At 43.3% G+C, this 20,250-nt stretch carries 19 protein-coding genes, 1 tRNA gene, 2 rRNA genes and 1 pseudogene (1 of these 23 cut by a window edge); 7 read left to right on the forward strand and 16 right to left on the reverse strand.

The genetic code is table 11. The features are described 5' to 3' along the window. Positions 1–9: 9 nt before the first annotated feature. Positions 10–621, reverse strand: a complete 612-nt coding sequence (locus tag BO18_RS19990; RefSeq protein WP_034449145.1) for a helix-turn-helix domain-containing protein — start codon at positions 619–621, stop codon at positions 10–12. Positions 622–795: 174 nt separating this feature from the next. Between BO18_RS19990 and BO18_RS19995 the strand changes: the two genes are divergently transcribed. The 6 genes from BO18_RS19995 to BO18_RS20015 all read left to right on the forward strand — a co-directional run bounded on the left by BO18_RS19995 (position 796) and on the right by BO18_RS20015 (position 6,163). Further along, complete coding sequence (locus BO18_RS19995; protein ID WP_034449147.1) at positions 796–1,023, forward strand: helix-turn-helix domain-containing protein; 228 nt, start codon at positions 796–798, stop codon at positions 1,021–1,023. Positions 1,024–1,151: 128 nt separating this feature from the next. Then, the gene (locus BO18_RS20000) at positions 1,152–2,468 is read left to right on the forward strand and encodes a plasmid recombination protein (protein ID WP_034449148.1); all 1,317 of its coding nucleotides are present in this window, start codon (positions 1,152–1,154) and stop codon (positions 2,466–2,468) included. A gap of 243 nt (positions 2,469–2,711) precedes the next feature. After that, positions 2,712–4,445 carry a class I adenylate-forming enzyme family protein gene (locus tag BO18_RS20005; RefSeq protein WP_034449150.1) on the forward strand — a complete coding sequence of 578 codons (1,734 nt, stop codon included), beginning with the start codon at positions 2,712–2,714 and terminating at the stop codon, positions 4,443–4,445. Positions 4,446–4,494: 49 nt separating this feature from the next. Beyond that, the gene (locus BO18_RS34425; RefSeq protein WP_051688992.1) at positions 4,495–4,764 is read left to right on the forward strand and encodes a hypothetical protein; all 270 of its coding nucleotides are present in this window, start codon (positions 4,495–4,497) and stop codon (positions 4,762–4,764) included. 40 nt (positions 4,765–4,804) lie between these two features. Then, positions 4,805–5,137 (forward strand): DapH/DapD/GlmU-related protein, encoded by a 333-nt coding sequence (locus BO18_RS34430; RefSeq protein ID WP_051688993.1) that lies wholly within the window; start codon positions 4,805–4,807, stop codon positions 5,135–5,137. A gap of 132 nt (positions 5,138–5,269) precedes the next feature. Further along, on the forward strand, positions 5,270–6,163 hold the full coding sequence (locus BO18_RS20015; protein ID WP_051688994.1) for an alpha/beta hydrolase: 894 nt from the start codon (positions 5,270–5,272) through the stop codon (positions 6,161–6,163). Between the two features lie 384 nt (positions 6,164–6,547). Here BO18_RS20015 and BO18_RS33205 read toward each other — a convergent pair whose 3' ends face one another. The 10 genes and pseudogenes from BO18_RS33205 to BO18_RS33210 form a co-directional block, all read right to left on the reverse strand. Beyond that, positions 6,548–8,341, reverse strand: a complete 1,794-nt coding sequence (locus tag BO18_RS33205; RefSeq protein ID WP_051688995.1) for an N-acetylmuramoyl-L-alanine amidase family protein — start codon at positions 8,339–8,341, stop codon at positions 6,548–6,550. A gap of 137 nt (positions 8,342–8,478) precedes the next feature. After that, a pseudogene (locus BO18_RS34435) lies at positions 8,479–8,694 on the reverse strand (ATP-binding protein); the annotation flags it as partial. 221 nt (positions 8,695–8,915) lie between these two features. Beyond that, positions 8,916–9,296, reverse strand: a complete 381-nt coding sequence (locus tag BO18_RS20025; protein WP_051688996.1) for a hypothetical protein — start codon at positions 9,294–9,296, stop codon at positions 8,916–8,918. 161 nt (positions 9,297–9,457) lie between these two features. Continuing rightward, on the reverse strand, positions 9,458–10,261 hold the full coding sequence (locus BO18_RS20030) for a PD-(D/E)XK nuclease family transposase (RefSeq protein ID WP_034449151.1): 804 nt from the start codon (positions 10,259–10,261) through the stop codon (positions 9,458–9,460). Between the two features lie 295 nt (positions 10,262–10,556). Then, a complete protein-coding gene (locus tag BO18_RS20035; protein ID WP_034449153.1) occupies positions 10,557–11,807 on the reverse strand; it encodes a HAMP domain-containing sensor histidine kinase in 1,251 nt (416 codons plus the stop codon). Then, the gene (locus tag BO18_RS20040; protein WP_034449155.1) at positions 11,804–12,508 is read right to left on the reverse strand and encodes a response regulator transcription factor; all 705 of its coding nucleotides are present in this window, start codon (positions 12,506–12,508) and stop codon (positions 11,804–11,806) included. Before BO18_RS20040 ends, BO18_RS20035 begins: the two co-directional genes overlap by 4 nt. 18 nt (positions 12,509–12,526) lie before the next feature. Next, positions 12,527–13,390 (reverse strand): hypothetical protein, encoded by an 864-nt coding sequence (locus BO18_RS20045; RefSeq protein WP_034449157.1) that lies wholly within the window; start codon positions 13,388–13,390, stop codon positions 12,527–12,529. 93 nt (positions 13,391–13,483) lie between these two features. Continuing rightward, complete coding sequence (locus tag BO18_RS20050) at positions 13,484–14,695, reverse strand: sensor histidine kinase (RefSeq protein WP_051688997.1); 1,212 nt, start codon at positions 14,693–14,695, stop codon at positions 13,484–13,486. Positions 14,696–14,725: 30 nt separating this feature from the next. After that, the gene (locus tag BO18_RS20055) at positions 14,726–15,409 is read right to left on the reverse strand and encodes a response regulator transcription factor (RefSeq protein WP_034451456.1); all 684 of its coding nucleotides are present in this window, start codon (positions 15,407–15,409) and stop codon (positions 14,726–14,728) included. Between the two features lie 82 nt (positions 15,410–15,491). Next, positions 15,492–16,343 carry a DUF975 family protein gene (locus BO18_RS33210; protein ID WP_051688998.1) on the reverse strand — a complete coding sequence of 284 codons (852 nt, stop codon included), beginning with the start codon at positions 16,341–16,343 and terminating at the stop codon, positions 15,492–15,494. 198 nt (positions 16,344–16,541) lie between these two features. Between BO18_RS33210 and BO18_RS20065 the strand changes: the two genes are divergently transcribed. Further along, positions 16,542–17,642 (forward strand): hypothetical protein, encoded by a 1,101-nt coding sequence (locus BO18_RS20065; protein WP_034449159.1) that lies wholly within the window; start codon positions 16,542–16,544, stop codon positions 17,640–17,642. Positions 17,643–17,645: 3 nt separating this feature from the next. Here BO18_RS20065 and BO18_RS20070 read toward each other — a convergent pair whose 3' ends face one another. From BO18_RS20070 to BO18_RS20090, 5 genes are all read right to left on the reverse strand, one after another. Further along, the gene (locus tag BO18_RS20070; RefSeq protein WP_034449160.1) at positions 17,646–18,428 is read right to left on the reverse strand and encodes a hypothetical protein; all 783 of its coding nucleotides are present in this window, start codon (positions 18,426–18,428) and stop codon (positions 17,646–17,648) included. A gap of 12 nt (positions 18,429–18,440) precedes the next feature. Next, positions 18,441–18,971 (reverse strand): hypothetical protein, encoded by a 531-nt coding sequence (locus BO18_RS20075; protein ID WP_034449161.1) that lies wholly within the window; start codon positions 18,969–18,971, stop codon positions 18,441–18,443. A gap of 124 nt (positions 18,972–19,095) precedes the next feature. Then, positions 19,096–19,171 (reverse strand) — tRNA-Asn (locus tag BO18_RS20080). Between the two features lie 5 nt (positions 19,172–19,176). After that, a 5S ribosomal RNA gene (gene rrf, locus BO18_RS20085) occupies positions 19,177–19,293 on the reverse strand. A gap of 121 nt (positions 19,294–19,414) precedes the next feature. Then, positions 19,415–20,250: ribosomal RNA gene (locus tag BO18_RS20090) — 23S ribosomal RNA — on the reverse strand; it runs 2,073 nt beyond the window's last position.

Raw genomic sequence — 20,250 nt, forward strand, 5'->3', positions numbered from 1 at the left:
ATTGCTTTACTATTCTTCCTGCTGGAACATCAGTCTCTTCAGCTGCATGTATGCTTCATTTGAATCCTTCGAGTAATTTCTGAGTATTACCTCTATGTCGTTGAAGGCGTTTATCGTGTGGGTTATCTCTCTGAGGAACATTACTTCGTTATATTCTTCAACGGAACCGAAGCCCGTTGCCTTTGCAATGTTCTTTCCTCTCTGATTACCCTTGTACTTCTCACATCCTGAGCGGAACGAATCTATGAACGATTCGTATTCGCTTAACATAAAGATTAGAAGATCTTTAGAAAAGTTATATTCTTCATCTTTGAGATCTTCCTGTTCGATACAGGTAAGTCTTCCGAAAATGTCCTTTATCTTAAGATCCTTTTCGTCCGTAATGTCTGATGTGTATTCTTCCGTTTCTCCCTTCAACCACTCGACTGAAACATGAAGCGTTTCTGCCAGACCTTCAAGAACGAGTTTCTTGGTATTGTCTATGGCTCCCGCTTCATATCTCTGGATCGTGGATTTGTTTACATCCATCTTGTCAGCTACATACTGCTGATTAAGACCTAATTCCAATCTCCTTTGTTTGGCTCTACTACCGATTAGCTTTCTAAGCTCTTTATTACTCATACGAAATGCCTCCTCAAAGGTTCATGTGGTTACTCTATCACAAGGGAAATAAAAATGCAATATGCAACTTTGAGAAATATTACAAAATTGCATAATGCTTGACATATTTAAGTTGAGGCTTTATATTATGCAATATCAAAAGTTGCATAATGCAACAGAAAGGAGAGTGCTCAGATGCAGAACATAAGGATAGCGTATTCGATCGACGAGGCAGCGGAGTTTACGGGGATAGGTAGAAACACTCTCCGTAAGCTAATCGAATGGAAAAAGCTGCCGGTCCTTAAGGTCGGGAGAAAGCTTCTCATACGTGGCGACACGTTGGAAGCTTTCCTTCGTCTGAACGAAGGACGAGACCTTAGGGACCAGAACGTGGTACGAGGAATAGACCTCTATTCCGAGTAATCCCCCGAAGGGGCGCCTTGAGTTTTGATACGCAGTGTCAAAACTCATAAGGCGTTACTTCTGTCAGAAGTAACAAGGCAGCTTCAAGAGTCAAGCTAAATATCACTTAAAGAAAGGAGGTAAATCCGATGGCAAAAACCATATCATTCGTAAAAGGTAAAGGCAGTATAAACCATAACAACAGAGAATTCATAGCCAAGAACGTAGATGCATCCAGAAGATCTATGAATGTGATCTATGTTCAGATCCCGATAGAAAAAGCCTACGAAGAAATCTTCGGAAAGGCGGTGGCTGATTATAACGCTAAGCAAAAAAGGAACGACAGGAAGATAGGAAACTATCTTTCAAAAGTAAAGCAGTCTAAGAATAACGAGAAAGTCTTTTATGAGAACGTAGTTCAGATCGGTAAAAGAGACGATACGGGTATTCTCGATGAGAACGGCAACATCACGGAAGCGGCAAGGCTAGCTAAAGAAGTATTGGACGAATATGCAAGAACGTTTCAGGAGAGGAATCCTAACCTGATACTGTTCAATGCAGTACTTCACATGGATGAGGCTACCCCTCACCTGCACCTGGACTATATACCCGTTGCACACGGATATAAAACAGGACTTTCCACAAGGAACAGCTTATCTAAAGGATTACAGGAAATGGGTATCGCTCCTGCTATAGGCAAGAACGACAACGAGACAATGCACTGGCAGCAGAGGGAAAGAGATTTCCTCGAAAAACTGTGCAAAGAAAAAGGCATAGAGACAGAAGTACTCGGCATAGTCCGTGATAATTATTCCATACCTGAATACAAGGCAGCCATGCGCGAGAAGGAAGAGGCTGAAGCAGAGCTCGAGATCCTGAACTCCGAGAAAGAGGAAGCTATATCCCTGATAGATGCTACCGATTCTCAGATTCAGAGCAATTACGAAGTAATCGACGAACAGGAAGAAGCACTAAAGCAAATTAAGGAACGGATCGAAGCGGCAGAGCTTAAGATCAGATCGAAGCAGGAAGAAATTAATGGCATCGCCGAAGCGATGAAGCCGTCTTATGCAGAAATACAGGAAATAGAATCAAAAGTAACACCTGTCCCCTCCATGTTCGGCAAAGAACCTATGGTAAAGCTTCCTAAAACGATATACGACAAACTGATAGCAAGATATCAGCTTGCAGATACGCTCGAAAGACTCTATCACGATTATGAGTATAAAACGAGAACGTTAAAGATAAAGGTCGATGAGCTCAAAGCTGAAGTTGACTTCCTAAAGAAAAAGGTTCAACAGTTCACAAGTTTCATAGAAGCAAAAGGACTTGTAGAAGCCTTCAAAGAGTTCCTGAATCCTAAAAAGGCAATCGAAAAGATTAAGGATGACAGGGCTAGGAGAACTGATCAAAGGATAAATGATCCAATTCCCTCCAAGAAGAAAAGAATCGGTTCGGCAAGATAACAACATAATAAATGACGATATCTTCACGGGACTGTAATAGTTTTTTCTTTATTTATTAGTATTCAAGAAGTAAAATTAAGGTGCGACACAATTTAAATAAATCCCATAGCGGCCCTACGTTTGGCAAAAACGTGGCCTCTATTCATTTCGCTATGGGATGAAATTGTGTCGCAGCAATTGAGGCTAACGGTTTTCAGTGCGGTAGCTTCGGTTGCCGCACTTTTTTATTGTGAGGAAACACTGATGGCTGAACGCAAAGATATAACAGGCTATCCGTCGATTGATAAGCCGTGGTTGAAGTATTTTACCCAAGAGCAAATAGAAGCTGATCTCCCAAAATATAAGGCCTTTGATTATATCCGTAACAGCAATGATGGATATTTAAATACTGTAGCTTTCGAATACTTTTCACATAAAATTACATATGGTGAGTTCTTTACGGCAACGGAGAATGCTGCAAAAGCATTTCTCAGCATTGGCGTTAAAGAGCATGACATAGTCGCAATTATTGCCGTAAGCACACCGGAAATCATTATTTCATTCTATGGATTGAACCGTATTGGAGCTATCGCAAATATGATAGATCCCAGAACGAGCTCGGAAGGAATAAGAGAATATCTTCTGGAATCGGATGTTAGGACTGTCGTTGTATTGGATGTTGCCTATTCAAAAATACTTAAAGCAATTGAAAAAACTAGTGTTGAAAATGTAATAGTTGTTTCTCCTGCTGACAGTCTATCTGCTGTAAAAAGGACGCTTTACTACTTATCCAAAGGAAAAGTTAAGTTAAATCCGTCACATTTTAACTGGCATTCGTTTATCGAAAATGGAACAGAACAGCCCATGATTGAGACACCTTATCATGAAAATGAATGTGCTGTTATTGTTCATACCGGAGGAACTTCCGGAACCCCTAAGGGCGTAATGCTTTCAAATGATAATCTGAATCAATCTGCTTTTCAGCTAATGAATAGTGCATTTAATCTTTCACGAGGAGATAAGTGGGCTGATATTATGCCTCCTTTCATAGCCTATGGCATCGGAAACGGTTTGCACATGCCTCTGATAATGGGCATGGAAGTAATATTGATACCCGCCTTTGATCCTAACAAGTATGATGAACTAATGATCAAGTATAATCCCGCACACATTGTCGGGGTCCCCTCTCATTATGAGAGCATAATTACCAGCAATAAGATGAAGAATAAGGATATTTCATACCTGATTTCGCCTGTAGTAGGCGGAGATTCAATGAAAATTGAATTAGAAAAGAGGGTTAATGCATTCTTTAAGTCCCACAATTGCAATAATGTAATGAAGGGTTATGGAATGACAGAGGTATCTGCTGCGGTTAGCGCTTGTATGTCTGACAAGATAAACAAGCTTGGAAGCGTCGGAATACCGTTTGCTCATACGATAATCTCAGTTTTCGATCCTGAAACAGGAGAAGAATTGAAATACGGTGAAAAGGGTGAAGTTTGTATGACAGGCCCCAATACTATGCTTGGTTACTACAAGAATGAGAAGGAAACTAATGCTATCCTCCGTAAACATCCTGATGGGAAGCTTTGGGTTCACTCTGGTGATATTGGATATATGGATGAAGACGGGTTCCTGTTCATTGTCGGCAGAATCAAGAGAATCATTGTAAGACATGATGGTTTCAAAGTGTTCCCAAGCCTTATTGAGGATGTAATACTGAGAAACAAACAGACGAAAGAATGCTGTGCTGTCGGAACTGCAGACGAAGAACATGCCCAAGGAATGCTTCCAATTGTTTTTGCTGTATTGAATGAAGAAGGTCTTAAAGATACAAACAAAACCAAAGAAGATATAAAGAAACTTTGTGAAGAAGAACTTCCTGAATACGCTCAGCCAAAAGAAATCAGAATTATTGAGAAACTTCCGCTTACGCCAATAGGAAAAGTTGATTATCGCACATTAGAGAAACTTGCGGAAGAACAGAACAATGCTTGACGAAAAAACGCTTTGCAAAGTTATAAGATAAATTACAGAAGAAGACTGAATGCCAGATGACGATTCGAAGGGAATAAAAATAATGAAGCTGTTTAATCCGTCAGGTAAATCTATGTTTAGAATTATGCTTCGTTCTGAAGTATTGCAATGGCTGTTAAATAAGACACCTCTTTGGTTCGTGAAAAAGAGGAATCGTTTCCTGAAGAGAATTGTTGCAGATATTAAGGGAGCTCCTTATTTAGTGTATTCTCCAATTTATTTTCAGCAAGGAAACAATACATACATAGGAAAAAAACTTCTTCTGCAATTACGATTGTAAATTCCTAGACCATGATGAAATTCACATCGGAGATAATGTAATGCTAGCTCCAGGAGTATTATTAACAACGGTTTCCCATCCGCTCTTTTCCGATCAAAGAATAATCAAACCTTTCAAGAATTCGTTTGAGCCATACGGACGAGGAAATATAGAAATTAATAAGCCAATCAATATAGGAGACAATGTGTGGATAGCTGCTTATTCAGTAATATGTGGCGGCGTAACAATTGGAAAAAATTCAGTGATTGGTGCTGGAAGCATTGTCACAAGAGATATACCGCCCAATGTTCTGGCAATGGGTACACCTTGTAAGGTTGTAAGAGAAATAACAGAGGAAGATCGAATACTTGACGACTATTTCAATGGAATATAGAAAATGGCCAAATCAAAATCAAGAATAATAAGCACCTCACGCCTTATATTCAGAGAAAAATAAAGTTAGCATTTCAACAGACCGATTACCATAAAGTATTACTTCGTATTGATGTTTTATAAGGAGCATATTTTGGGACTATATGAAAACACAATAATATATCTTATAAAAAAGAAGCTTGCCAAAGAACTCAAACTCGATGAGGTTCAGGTTATATCAGCCGATGGTCTAATCGAGCATAGAGACATCTCTTATACAAATAGAGCGGGCAAAGAACTCCTAATGGATATATATGAACCTATTGTCGATCAGGGTATCGAACTACCAGTTATCATTAATATTCATGGCGGAGGCCTTATTGATGGCAACAAGAATTTATCAGAAGGGTTTTGTCGTCAACTAGCGAAGCGAGGTTACTTAGTTTGTTCTTTGGAGTATCGGCTTATTCCAGATGTTCGTGTATATGAGCAATTTGATGATGTTTGTGCCGGAATGGATTGCGTTGGTCGCAAGCTTGTAGATTTTGATGTTGATTTTACAAGAATCTATGTTGCAGCTGAAAGTGCGGGTGCATATCTAGCTACATATGTAACTGCTATGAGCAAGTCAAAAGTTTTGCAGGATGCTATCGGATATCAACCAACAAAAATGCATTTTAAGGCTCTTGGACTCATAAGTGGCATGTTCTATACTACAAGAAACGACTCTACAGGGCGATTCTTATCTCGTTCCTTCTATGGAAAAGATGAACGAAGCAAGAGAATGGCAGAATACACTAATCCGGAGCATCCGGAGATTATCTATAACATTCCGCCATGCTATTTGGTAACAAGCAAGGCGGATATGCTTGAAAGATATACTTTAGATTTTGCTGGAGAACTGGGAAACAAGGGAGTTGAACACTATTTACGGCATATGGGCAGTGACCCGAAGCTTTTTCATGCTTTTCCTGTTCTTAGACCAGATTTTCCAGAAAGCGAAAGAGTAATTGATGAAATTGTTGCTTGGTTTCAGCAACATACTTAATGATTAACGGATACCTTCTTATTCATACAAAAATAGAGTAAAACATTTCAACAGTTCGATTACCATAAAGTATTACTTCGTGTTGTTTGGTTCTCTTTCCCTTATGTTTTCCCTTGTAATTGCATAAACGTTAATAACACACAATAAAACAAGATAACAATCATAGAGTCAGAGATGTGTATAAAAGCCTTTATTTATAAGGGGTTTCAGAAAACAAAGCAACAAGATATATCATCAGGTAACACTTCGAAAAAGATTCAGAAACTAATAGTTCTTAAATCGTTTGCTTCTTATATTTCACCAGTTCGTTATTAAAAGGAGGTCATCTCAATGAAATGACCTCCGTGAAATATTATATATCAGTATTATGATCCTTATGACAGTTTACTTGACCCAGTATCCTTTGGCATCAAAGGTATAGTTCTTATCATCGATCTTTATGGTAGTATTCTTTGCATACCATCCGGAAGAGTCACCATACCACCAGCCTTTTGAATCCTGTTTCCAGGAAGCCTTATACTGATATGTCCATGTTCCATCTTCATTGAGCTTGTAGCCGTTACACCATTCGTTAGCAGCCATAGCACCGCTCGGCTTGAAATAATACCACTTGCCGCCGATCTGCTGCCATCCTGTCTTCATTGATCCGTTAGATGCAAAATAGTACCACACACCGCCAATCTGCTTCCATCCGGTACTCATGGCGCCGTTGCTGCCAAAGTAATACCAGACTCCATCTATCAGCTGCCAGTTCTTTCTCATCGAACCATCACTGCCGAGATAGTACCAGTATCCGCCGATCTTCTGCCATTCATTCAGCATCTTTCCATCGCTGTCCATGTAATACCAGGTACCTCTTACCTGAACCCAGCCTGTCTGCATTACACCGTCTGAACCGAAGTAGTACCAATATGTATATCTGCCTCCTGATGTAGCGTAAGTAATCTCCTTCCAACCGGTCGCGAGTCCTTCATCTTTTGTGCAGTAATATGTCTTTCCATCAAGATCAACAAGGCCGTTTGCACAAGCTCCATTAGAACTGAAAATGTATTTCTTACCATCGATCGTTACGAGGCCGGTCTGCATTACACCATTAGAATCAAAGTAGAACCATTCATAATAACGGTGTCCCGAAGAAACAAAACCGATTTCCTTCCAGCCGGTGACGGGATTATTGTCTACATAATAAAACATACTTCCATCTGATATCTTGTACCAGTCTTTGATAGTTACTTTGTAATCGTTCCTGATAAATCCGTCATATCCGCTTGCATTCACAAAAACAGTAACAGTTGCAGCATTATCCGGAACAACAAAATCCGGGCTGGCAGATTCCTGAATTGTCTTGGGTATGGTATAAGCACCTATTCCAATTCTTTCCTGTATGGCCCAAGTGTATGTTATCTTACTTGACGGTATCGAAGACGGAACCCCGGAGAGTGTTGCATGAAGTTTGTCACCCGCCTTAGGATCAGAGATGTTTAACGTGATTGTTCCGGTAAAAACAACCGGTGATGCGTAGCCGTTAAGCAATTGCTCTCCGGTAACGATCTCTGACTCTCCGTCGACAGACCAGATATAATTGCTGTTTGACACAGCTCTGACTCTGGCTTGATAGTACAGGTCGCTTTCTATGAAATCATCATCGATCACCAGACTCGTCCCTGTAACGGTCTTATTGATTCCTTTATCCAGCGTATACCAACTCGTCTTTGAAGCTCCTACTTGTATCTCCACGCTGTATTTGTCTGCATTCTCTACAGGATCCCATTCCAAAGTCTTTCCGTTAAATCTGGGAACAGGATTGTCCAGTCTTGGCATAACAGCCGTATAATCAATAGATATTCTATTACTTGTTATTTCTAATCCGTTACTGCGAAATGCTGTTACCTCTATTTTATAGTTTCCACTCGGACATTTAATGCTCTTATTCATTGCATCACTAAGATTAAATGACGTAGTAGTTGTTGTTTTTGTAAAATTCTGAAAACGGTCTGATGTATCAAAAGCATAAACCCTGTATTTCGCAGCACTACTCACTGCGTCCCATGACAATACGCCGTTCTCATACCGGATATTAAGGGAATCTGCCTGAATAGTTTTCGCCGGTATCAACGCGAATACCAAAGGCACTATAAGAAATACCGCAAACCATTTAGTAATATTTTTACACTGCATTTTTCTACCCTCCTCTAAAACTTCTTACAAAAGGACAAGTATATTTTATCAATCGAACAGGAGAATACTATCACCCGAAAGAACCATTTTTCTTAACAAAGATGATTACATATCAGGAAATCCCTTGTGATTTCAGATCACACGCACCTGATATAAAGTGATACTTCAAATCCTTCATCGAGATTCTTAAGACCGAGTTTCCCGTCCATCTTTTCCATAAAGTAATTCGTTAAATACAGTCCCAGTCCTGCGCCTTCCTTGCTCACGGCATTGCTGCCTCTCTTATGCTTTTCCTTAAGAAGGGGAAGTTCCTCAGGCTTGACGCCGGGACCTTCGTCAGAGATCCTTATTACAAGATATTCATCCTCTCTCCCTTAAACTTTCCCTTGTAATTGCATAATTGTTAATAACATGCAATAAAACAAGATAACAATTATAAGGTTCAAGACACGTTTAAAGCTCAGTGTTTTCAAGGGATTTCGAGAAATCAGATAACAAGATATATCATCAAGTAAAACTCGGAAAAAGCGTCACCATCAAATAGTTCTTAAATCGGATTTTCAAAAACTAACCGTCAGAATTTGCCTCTCCAAACTTTCAACAATTCATTAGGTGTAAAATCAATTTCCAACAGATGCTTTTTCAATATTATTCTGACCAGTTTAGTGTCAACTTTTTCATCGGGATCTCCGGAACCTTTAGTAATATCAAATGCATACATTTCAAGCTCCGAAGTGAATTCCTTATGATCTTTTAACCACTGACGGATATGCCGACGCTTTGCTTCTCTTTCACTGTCTTTTGATCTGTCTCTTGTTCTATACGCCCATGCAGCATACGCTTTCTTAACACTTTTATATCCGTATCCTTGAGCATCATCCAAAACCTCACCGGTATCTTTATCGATGATAATGAATCTGTCAGCCTTAATCTTTACTACAGAAATATTAGTCATGTTACACCTCGATTCATAAATAGAAGCACCAAAATCAGGATAACCTAATAGAGTTCCGAGCAACTACTCGGAAACACTTCAGGAATCATATCTTGGAAAAAACACAAAAAGAACTGCTTCATCCATAATGAAACAGTTCATACAAGAATCAATGCTAAAAACTAAGCAGTCTCGGATTCTGCAAGCTCCTTTACCTTATCGAGTGGAAGACCTAAATCCTCAGCTATTTCTTCAAGTGTGAGTTTACCTCTTGCAATCATCTTTTTAGCATACTCAATCGTAGCTTCCGAGACGGCTTCGTTTCTCATATCTTCCAAAGAATCAAACATACGCTCAACTCCTTCCTCAGACTCCTTAAAGTATCTGACTTTTTCAGACAATGCTTTGTAGTTCATGTCTTTTGCTTCAGTACAGAAGAAGTCACTCATAAGCTTTGCCAAAGCTGTGTCAGATCCTTTCATCGCACCATTTACATATATGATATGCTCTCCGTCATTGAAAGGCAAACAGCCGCATTCGAAGATGTATCTATCAATGTGATAGATAGGCTTGTTTAAACCTAATACATCATTCTCGGTAATGAAGATAACATAGCTCTCTTTAATATCCGCCCAGGTCTCGCCATGTGCCAGCATGTTTGAATCGAGCATGCTCGAGTGGTATCGTGCGCGCTTTTTGTCTGCTCCGGCGTCTGCACGCTGGACTTCAACGTTGTAAAGAGCACCTTCTTTGTCTGTCGCAAGTATGTCGAGCCAAACATCACGTCCCTTAAGGTTTTTCATAACCTTCTGTGCCTTTACCTCTGTTACTGTGAGGTCGTCCCTGTCTAGTATGATGCTCAAGAGGAGTTGTGCGCCCTCGATGTTGCCGTCAAAGCAGACGGTCATGAAGACATCGTCGATAAGCCTTAAACCTCTGATCCTCTGCATGGTCTCCTGATAGTGCTGATCGTTGTAATCTGTCATAAAAAGGACCTCCTGGATAAATATTTTTCTGATGAACTTATTGTATCAGAACATATGTGCTATTAATCGGACTATCAGGGTGTTTTATCGCTTTCACGTTCACTTTTGCGGCCAATTAACAAATAGTGAATAAACAAACTTGACCCAAAAGCATCATTGATACCGAATGTGTCTGCCACATCCTGATCACTACACGAGCATTTTAGCTGTCTATTAGAAAAAATGTTTTCGCTTATGCCAATCAGCAAAAGCTCCTATGCAAAAAACTGCACATCAATTCAGACGTCTTCTGCCCTTACACAAGCCTGAGATATACGGCCGCTTCAAAGCCGGGCTCGAGATTCTTGAGAGAGAGCTGGCCGTCCATCTTTTCCATGAAATAGTTTGTCAGATAAAGGCCCAGCCCTGCTCCGTCCTTGTCGCTGGCGTTGCTGCCTCTCCTGTATTTTTCGGTGAGCAGAGGGATCTCTTCTTCCTTAACACCGGGACCTTTGTCGGCTATCTTGATAATGAGATAATCACCGCTTATCTCTGAATTTACAGAGATCCCGGTATCAGCATATTTATAAGAGTTCATGAAGATATTGTCGAACACCTGCTGGAGTCTCAGCTTATCGAAATACACATTGCATTCCGGGATCGAAAAACTGCCCGTGCGGCCCATATAATCTGAGTTTTTTATAAGACCTGCAATGAAGTCCGAAGGCTGCATGCCGGGATTTACTTCGATCTCCGTAATATCCTGAACGCTTGATGTGAAGAGATTGTCGACAAGGAGCTTGATCTGATCGGTCTTCGAGTTGATAACTCCGAACATCTCCTTTGTTCGTTCCTCTTTGGTGAGTTCCATTCCAATCTCTGAAGTTGACTTTATAGATGCAACAGGTGTTTTGATATCGTGTGATAATTTGGCGACCATTTCCTTCTTGTCGTCGCTAGCTTTCTTCTCTGCAAGTCTCGCTTTCCTGAGCTCATGTCTCATGAGGTCGAAGCTTTCAGTAAAGGCACCGAAAACATGTCCCTTATCCATCTCGAGAGGCAGGTCGAGATTGCCTCCCGCGACCCTTACAGCAAAATCATTGAGCTTCGAAAACGGCGTTATGAGAGTCCTCTTAAGGTAGATATACCAGATAACGATGATGACGATCTGAATGACGGCAACGATGGTAAACAAGATGATTATATTCATCCTGATCCCTTCGATCTGCTCGCCCATGTTGTAATCAAAGATGACCTTTCCTATGACTTCCCCGCCGACTTCAAGATCCAGTATGAGACCTCTTGTCTTGATCGCATCATTTACCGTCTCGCTAAGTCCGTCACGTGTCTTGTAGACGAGGCCGCCGTCATTGCCGATGACGACATAATCCAGCTGTGTGTCGTACTTTGAAGGGTCGCCGTAATTATCCTTTACGGAATACATGCATTCGTTTACCTTGACAGGATCAGTCCTGATATCCTGTATCTTCGTGACCATGATGAAGCAGGCTGCAGCTTCCGCTATCAAGGTCAGGATGAGAAGGATCACGAACGGAGTATTTTTCATCCGGCAGCCTCTGTCGATACGAACTTATAACCTTCTTTCCAGACGGTTATGATGTACTTAGGATCCTGCGGATCCTTTTCTATGGCTTCCCTGATCTTCCTGATATGCACGTTCAGTGTTCCATCTGTCGTGAACTTGTCGTTCCAGACATTCTCAAAGATCTCGTTCTTGGTTACAAGCCTGTTCCTGTTTTCGATCAGGTAATCCAAAAGCTTCCACTCTATCGATGTGATCTTCTTTTCGACACCGTCTACAAAGACGGTCTTGTTTACGGAATCCATCCTGAGATATCCGTCATCGTAGTCAGACTTCTTCTGTGCATCGTTATCCGCAACGACTGCAAAACGCTTCAGCACAACCTTTACCTTGGCCAGGAGAACTCCCAGCGAATAAGGCTTTTCGATATAATCGTCGCCTCCGATATTAAGGGCGATTATCTTGTCGTCATCAGTATTTCTCGCTGAGATAAAGAGGATCGGGATGTTCAGCTTCTGCCTGATCTTCTTGCAAAGTTCAAATCCGCTGCCGTCTGAAAGATTGATGTCGAGCAGCACGAGACCCGGCTCGTTCTCCGAGAGAAATCTGTCCGCTTCAGCGCTCGAATACACTGCAGCGGTTTTCACGTCGAACATGTTAAAGTACTCGCATGTATTGTCCGCAAGTTCTTTCTCATCGTCGATTATAAGACAATCGTAACGCACAATAATCTCCTTTACAGATCAGTATTCTATCTCTTCCATGCCGGAAGCTTTATCGCGGAACAATCTGATCCCGCCTTTCTTTGCGCCGAATTCATCCAAGTCTATGGCAACGAAAGTATCACCATCTTTATCCCTGAAATAGTAAGCAGTACCGCTGGGAGAACCGTCGTGACCGGGGAATAATATATCCACTTCATCGTATGGGAGAAACTGGTCAATATATGCCCCTATCGAATCCAGATATACTGCATCCGCATCGTAATTCTTATGAACATAGTCTATGATGTTTGTATCGTTCGATGCTGAATAATCTTCGTTTTGCGCGTCATAAGATCCGAGGGTTACGTTGTCCCTGGTCTTTAAAATATAATAATGAGGGCGCATGTTCTTTACGTCAGCCGCTGAAAGGATCTCATCAAACTCTGCGGCTGCCCTCCCGGCATCAGCGCCCGCATCCCTGTCCTCGAAAACGAGTTCGAACACTTCGTACTGAAAATTGTACGTGAAACGGTATTCTTCAGACAGATCATCAAGCTCAGAAGAAGCTTCGTCAATCAGGTATTCATAGTACAGTTTCTCAAAATCAGACGAAGTCTGCTCGACCCTTCCGAAGAACGATCCGTCTATACCGATCGATGTCATACTTGATGTAACCTCGTATTGTATCCCGGTATCCTTATCCTCAAGTATGACGGTGGTATAGGCATCCTCCCCGCCGAGCTTGCTCTTGTTCCCGATATATTTCGCCTCACCGTAAGTTTCTCTGGCGTAATTAATCAGCTGCCTTTTCGTCTTAACGGTGCATCCGCCAAACGCAAGTGCCGTTACGATAAACATAACGACAGCTCCTGCCCTTATCAGATTATTATTTGATTTCCCCATCCGGACTCCTTATCCCTTCTGTTATTCCGACATCAGGATTTTACTTCAAAAAACGGATTTATGCGAATGTGGCGCCGAAAACAAAACATGTCCTCAGATAGATATCACGAACACTTTCTTATACTCATCACCGAGGCGGTAACGGAGTATCTCGGGCCTTTGCACGAGTTTAAAACCATACCCGTGCATGTCGCATATCTTGGTCGAAAGAGCAAGACCCAAACCGGTTCCCGAACCCGATGCGCGTGATTCGTCTCCCGTGACGAACGGATCGAAGATCTGGTCGCACAACGGTGACGGGATCTCATCTCCCGAGTCCGCAACAAAGATCCTGATATCTTCAGCGGTCGAAAAAGATTCACAGGTCAGAGACACCCTTATCCTGGTACCCTTCGGATTATGTCGAATCGCATTTGTTATGAGATTTGTTATGACACGCGACAGCTGGATCCCGTCCGCACTGATAAAGAGAGGCTTGTTGGGAATGTCTATCTCGATCTCATCTCCGGCTGACTCTACGTCCGTATAACTGAACGCACAGCATGAACGTAGCAGTTCGCAGATATCCAGCCTTTCTTTCTTGATGGTGAATCCCTCGCTGTCCAGCTTAACGTAATCAAGAAGAAGCGCGACAACTTCATTCATCCTGTCGCTCTTGGCCATTATGGCCTCAAAATATTCCGGCCTCTTCGCTTCGGGAACGATCCCGTCGTTTAAGGCCTTAGCATAGCCGTATACGGTTGTCATCGGAGTCTTTAAGTCGTGTACGATATTTGAGATCATGAGATACCGGCGCTCCTCCTCCTTGCGGCGTGCGATCTCCTTCTCACGTTGGATATGCCTTATCTCTTTCGCAACTGAGACCGAGAAAAAGACGCCTGCGGCAATATAGGGCAGGAGCATTATCACGAGTATTACTATCATGGATATCAGCAATACTATTATGGCTTTCGGGTTACGGCTGAGATCTTCTATCGTCTGAGTCGCCTCGGCTATGTCGCTGCTCCCGAGACCGTGCTTTATGAGCTCAGACATGAGGAAGGCGGTAGCCTCAGCAGTCGACACCTTAAAGAACGGAAGTAGCCTTCCCAATACCCACATGGCACCAAGCACGAAGACAACGAGGAACAGTCCGCTGATGCTGTCGATATGAACGAGTTTTTCAAAACCCGTGAACTTTATTACAGACGGGATGAGAAACCTGTTCGCGAGGTTGATGAAAAACACCTCGACGATACCCGTGACGGCAAGGGTCAGAAAGAACCTCGAGAGAATGAATCCCTTTAACCCGCGTTCACTGTTCACTTATCCGTCCTCCCGAAAACCCTGCAGCGGTTACGCTTCCAGTCTGTAACCTAAGCCGCGGAGCGTCTTGATGTACTTTGACGGATCCTCGTCGAGTTTTGTCCTGAGCTTGCTTATCGCGACCATAATATTGTTGTCGGCGACGAAGAAATCCTCGCCCCAGGCATACTCATATATCTGCTGCTTGGTATAGACCTTGCCGGGATGCTTCATAAGGAGTTCCATTATCTTGTATTCGACGGATGTCAGATCAAGAGGCTTGCCGTCCTTAAGGAGAAGGCATTTCTCGATGTCGAGAACGAGATCTCCGCAGGTAATGTTTTCGGTATGTTCGTCACCGCCTCCGAGCGCATAGAAACGCCTAAGAGCGGACTTTACCCTGGCCACCACTTCCAGTGGATTGAATGGCTTGCAGATATAATCGTCGGCACCGACATTGAGACCTAAGATCCTCTCCGCATCCGCTGTTCTGGCGGAGATTATCATGACGGGGATGTTGCTGACCTGTCTGATATCCTTAAGGACATGAATTCCGTCCTTTCCCGGCATCATTACGTCAAGCAGAACGATATCGGGTTTGAAATCCTCGATAGCTCCCGCTACCGCCTCGCCTGAACCGACATCTTCGACCATGAAACCGTCATTCTCGAGATAAAGCCTTAAGAGGTTCCTGATCTCCTTCTCGTCATCTGCGATCAATACTTTATACTGCATAATAATCTCCATTCCCAAAGCCGACCGGAGGAGACTAGTCTCCTCCGGCTGACCTTATTATATCCTATTCCTATTCCCAATGTTATTTAGCATCGATACCATACTTCAGTGTCTCATAAAGAGCTGCATCTGTAGAAGCCTTGTAAGGTCCTACGAAGAAGATATCGAGCATGCCCCATGTCAGGAGTGAGAGAATGTCCCAACCGATGAAAGACAGATCGAGAACGAATGCCTTCCACTTGTTGCCCTGCATGAGCTTCTTGCTCTCAGCAAGTGCATCCTTGAAATTGATAGAAGGATTCTCGCTGACGATATAAGGAACCAGTCTGTACTCGTAGGCCTTGATGATTCCGGGTACTATGAACAGCAGGCTCCAGAGCCAGATGAAAAGATCTCTTAAGAATGCTGTCTTTACTACGCTCTTGTAGTTGGGTCCGAAGACATAGACGATGTTGCTGAGCTTTGCGGGTTCGTCAAGGTTCTTCCTGAAGAATTTCCTGCAGCCGTATTCTATCGGCGCAAGGAGCAGGTATCTGAACGCAAGAGAGAAAGCCGTAATGATGAGTGATATGACGAGTATTACGGTAAATAAAACTACAAAGGCACCTACTGCGATTCCTGCGAGCTCGTCTTTGTCGATGTCTGAATCAAAATCGATATGGAAACCGTCTGAGTCAACATCGATATCATCTATATCAACATCCGGATCGATGTCTCCTGTTATGTCAGATACCGTATCGTCGATATCATCTCCCGCATCATCGTTTCTATTGATGATATTCGTCAAAGACGGGATGTAACCGCTGCTTGATGATCCGAAGCTTGAGCCTGCGCCGAGTATTGCGCAAAGGATCAAACCTACCAGAACACACTTCCAATAACTTACGAAAAAGGATTTCTTACCTTTTTCCTTAACGCTTTTCCTTGTCCACATATTTGCGACCTCTTTTCCGATCTATATTTCCGATCTATATTTCCGATTGGAACTTTACTGTTCCTTTCCCTTACGATGTTCATTCTACAGAACGAACCTTAACTGCAAAATCGCTTAACCTTAACTTAAACTTAACAAGCCCGTCTGTTAAAATACATACAGAAAAGCTTTGTTTAAGCATAAGAAGGAAGATCTCAAATGGCCGAAAATGTTCAGATAATAAACGAAGAGACAATATCCAACACCGATGTTAAGTGCCCGGGGTGCGGTGCCACCGTCAAATACGATCCCGCTACGCTTAAGATGCTCTGCCCTTTCTGCGGAACTTCAAGAGAACTCCCTCAGCCTGAAGCAGGAGCGGTAATAGAAGAACTAGATTTCAATACAGCGGTACAGCGTGCGAGCGTTAACTGGGGTACTGTTAAAAAGCTGATCGTCTGCAAGAATTGCGCAGGCCAGGCCCTTTACGACGCTTCACAGGTATCGGGATGCTGTCCCTTCTGCGGTTCGACGAGCGTCATGCCAGCTGCGGAAAATGAACAGATAATGGCTCCGGGAGCCCTCATTCCCTTCGCGGTCGACGGAGCGAAAGCCGCACGCTGCTTTTCAGATTTCGTAAGTAAGAAACGGTTTGTCCCCAAGGGCGTCCGGTCCGTAAAGCTTGAGAACTTCGTGGGGCTCTATCTTCCCTTCTGGACTTTTGACGCAGACACTGTCTCATCTTATATCGCAAAGATAGGTTTTGAGCACACGGACAGCGACGGCGACACATATTACACATACAAGAAATACAAGGGTGTCAGAAATCAGTTCATAGATGACATGATCGTCTACGCGACCGACAAGGTAACGCATCCGTATATCTCGAGAGTGCAGAATTTTTATTTCGACAAACTCGTACCTTATGCTCCCGAATATCTGGCAGGCTTTGCCGCAGAACGCTACACGGTCGGCCTTAACGATGGCTGGGAACGGGCAAAGGTGCTGATAAGAAGAAAACTCAAAGATGATATAGGAGCATACGAGAAAAAGCTTCACAGAGGCGATACCGTAAAGGAAGTAAACCTGTCCACGAACTACTACAACGTCAAGTTCAAATACATCCTGGCGCCCATGTATCTTGCGACATACAGGTATGGAAACAAGACATATCAGGTGGCGATAAACGGCCAGTCGGGCGCAACATACTGCGACACTCCTTCCTATCTCTGGAAGGTCATACTTTTCATTGTACTCGGCATCATTTCGATACCGCTGTTCTTCATCACACTGATTTTTATTTTCGGAGTACTCTTATAAGGTTCAGCCGATCTTCGCCAGGATCTCATCAGCCTGCTTCTTGTACTTTGTGTCCCCGCCGTTTTCGGACGCGAAGACAAGATATTCCCTGGCACGCACGCTGTCACCCTTAAGGTACAGTACTTCCCCCAAAGAGAAGGAAATACTGACTCTCGTTATGAGAAAGAGAGGCTCGTTCTGTGCTAGGAATTCCGTAAAGAATTCCTCTGCGCCTTCGTAGTCGCCTTTTAATATGCGCATCTTACGGTCACGGAGCTGAAGATACTGTTCGATGCTCTTTTTATAGATCTCAGTGGTCCTCGAAGTGTTGACCAGTTTCGTCAGTTCGGCCATGTATTCGCGGGCCTTAACGAACTGATCCTTGTTGATATGGTAATCGATCATGCGCTTTATGTATTCCGATTTATGTGAACGTACGGTGATACCCTGAGCGCGCTCATATGCGGCATCTGCATCTCCCAGAGCCTCATATCCCAGAGCCGAGAGATAGCAATATGCTGACTTATTAGCCCTGCTGTTCTTATTTGCCATGAGCGAATCGAGCTTATCCATATACTGCTTGATATGGCATTCGTTATAGAGAGTAAAGACTTCGCCCGAAAAACGCTTTAAAGCTTTCTTATTCAGGGTCTTTAAGACTGCAAAAAGGATAATGGTCACGATAATGATGACCACAGCCATCCAAATGTATCCGTCCAGATAATACAGTGCGACACCCGCGCCGACTATTAAAAGTGCGGCAGTCAGGATATAAATGGCAACCAGATCTTTATAAACTGAAACCATATAACTCCGTTATCAGATGCCGAGTGCACCGGATATGCGTCTGATAACATAGGACTTGGTATTCCACCAGCCCTTATGATCGTAATAAAAGCGCATATAAGGAATGCCCTGTGCCCTGCAGTCTTTTCTGATCTTGTAAGGACTTGTCCTGTCCGAAATGATCTCGACCACGAGCTTTTTGGAACCGGCCTGACTGAACGTAAATACAAGGGCTTTACGTCCCGCAGGGATCTCTTTGCTTATCTGATAAGTAGCAAATACTCCGGTAATTATATTCGAGAAGTAGTCCTGATAAGAAAGACCTGAATTATACTGGTTCTCTTCTGCAGGCATCTTGGGACCCCAGGAGTCACCTGAAGGACCTTCTTCTTCAACAGCATTAATTATCGGTCTTGAAGAAGGATCGGGATTTGCGGAGGCGGGACGGCTCTGCTGTGTCTGTCCGTCACTGTTGGCAATATCTTCTGCCAGGTTCTTCATCTTGCCCAATGCATCGTCGATCTCTTTGCCGCCGTTGCCGAATAGATTCGAAAATAAACCCATGATGTGCCTCCTTTACCCTGATCAGATAATATGTTTCATATGAGTAATTCTATTCGAAAGAAATTATGTTGGCAAGAATCAGAAAAGGCATAAAAAAAGCACCAGGCATTTCTGCTTGGTGCTTTGGCTCCCCGAACAGGACTTGAACCTGTGACATTTCGGTTAACAGCCGAACGCTCTACCGACTGAGCTATCGAGGAATTTAATCCGGCAGCAATCTATCTTCCCGGGCCGTTGCCAGCCGAGTATTGTCGACGCCAGTGAGCTTAACTTCTGTGTTCGGAATGGGAACAGGTGTGGCCTCACCGCAATCACCACCGGAATGGTCGAGAGTCTTATACCCTCAGGACTGCAAAGAAAACTAACTTCAAGAAAGAAGCGAGAATTGAAGAATCCTCTCAAATATGTGTCTTAGATAAAGACTTGAAATTACATAACCTTGTGTGGTCAAGTCTTCGGTCATTAGTACCGGTAAGCTGAATGGCTCTCACCACTTACACGCCCGGCCTATCAACTGGTAGTCTTCCAGTGACCTTATCAAAAGAGGGAAATCTCATCTCGGGGTTGGTTTCACACTTAGATGCTTTCAGCGTTTATCCAATCCAAACATAGCTACCCAGCTGTGCTCTTGGCAGAACAACTGGTACACCAGAGGTTTGTCCATCCCGGTCCTCTCGTACTAAGGACAGCGCCCCTCAAATTTCCTACGCCCACGATAGATAGAGACCGAACTGTCTCACGACGTTCTGAACCCAGCTCGCGTACCACTTTAATCGGCGAACAGCCGAACCCTTGGGACCTAATTCAGCCCCAGGATGTGATGAGCCGACATCGAGGTGCCAAACCTCCCCGTCGATGTGAACTCTTGGGGGAGATCAGCCTGTTATCCCCAGGGTAACTTTTATCCGTTGAGCGACGGCAATTCCACTTTCTACCGCCGGATCACTAAGCCCTACTTTCGTACCTGCTCGACCTGTCTGTCTCGCAGTTAAGCCACCTTATGCCTTTGCACTCGTCGCACGGTTTCCAACCGTACTGAGGTGACCTTTGGACGCCTCCGTTACCTTTTTGGAGGCGACCGCCCCAGTCAAACTGTCCGACTGCCATTGTCCCCGAACCGGATTACGGCTCCAGGTTAGAGACCCAATATCGCCAGGGTGGTATTCCAAGGTTGACTCCACATCAGCTGACGCCGGTGCTTCAATGTCTCCCACCTATCCTCTACAGACAATATCGAATCCCAGTAACAATCTACAGTGAAGCTCCATGGGGTCTTTTC

This window comes from Butyrivibrio sp. AE2032, assembly GCF_000702965.1.

Coding starts and splice junctions, on each gene's coding strand:
- BO18_RS19990 (WP_034449145.1), bottom strand. CDS start 621: ATGAGTAATAAAGAGCTTAGAAAGCTAATCGGTAGTAGAGCCAAACAA.
- BO18_RS19995 (WP_034449147.1), top strand. CDS start 796: ATGCAGAACATAAGGATAGCGTATTCGATCGACGAGGCAGCGGAGTTT.
- BO18_RS20000 (WP_034449148.1), top strand. CDS start 1,152: ATGGCAAAAACCATATCATTCGTAAAAGGTAAAGGCAGTATAAACCAT.
- BO18_RS20005 (WP_034449150.1), top strand. CDS start 2,712: ATGGCTGAACGCAAAGATATAACAGGCTATCCGTCGATTGATAAGCCG.
- BO18_RS34425 (WP_051688992.1), top strand. CDS start 4,495: ATGCCAGATGACGATTCGAAGGGAATAAAAATAATGAAGCTGTTTAAT.
- BO18_RS34430 (WP_051688993.1), top strand. CDS start 4,805: ATGCTAGCTCCAGGAGTATTATTAACAACGGTTTCCCATCCGCTCTTT.
- BO18_RS33205 (WP_051688995.1), bottom strand. CDS start 8,341: ATGCAGTGTAAAAATATTACTAAATGGTTTGCGGTATTTCTTATAGTG.
- BO18_RS20025 (WP_051688996.1), bottom strand. CDS start 9,296: ATGACTAATATTTCTGTAGTAAAGATTAAGGCTGACAGATTCATTATC.
- BO18_RS20030 (WP_034449151.1), bottom strand. CDS start 10,261: ATGACAGATTACAACGATCAGCACTATCAGGAGACCATGCAGAGGATC.
- BO18_RS20035 (WP_034449153.1), bottom strand. CDS start 11,807: ATGAAAAATACTCCGTTCGTGATCCTTCTCATCCTGACCTTGATAGCG.
- BO18_RS20045 (WP_034449157.1), bottom strand. CDS start 13,390: ATGGGGAAATCAAATAATAATCTGATAAGGGCAGGAGCTGTCGTTATG.
- BO18_RS20055 (WP_034451456.1), bottom strand. CDS start 15,409: ATGCAGTATAAAGTATTGATCGCAGATGACGAGAAGGAGATCAGGAAC.
- BO18_RS33210 (WP_051688998.1), bottom strand. CDS start 16,343: ATGTGGACAAGGAAAAGCGTTAAGGAAAAAGGTAAGAAATCCTTTTTC.
- BO18_RS20065 (WP_034449159.1), top strand. CDS start 16,542: ATGGCCGAAAATGTTCAGATAATAAACGAAGAGACAATATCCAACACC.
- BO18_RS20070 (WP_034449160.1), bottom strand. CDS start 18,428: ATGGTTTCAGTTTATAAAGATCTGGTTGCCATTTATATCCTGACTGCC.
- BO18_RS20075 (WP_034449161.1), bottom strand. CDS start 18,971: ATGGGTTTATTTTCGAATCTATTCGGCAACGGCGGCAAAGAGATCGAC.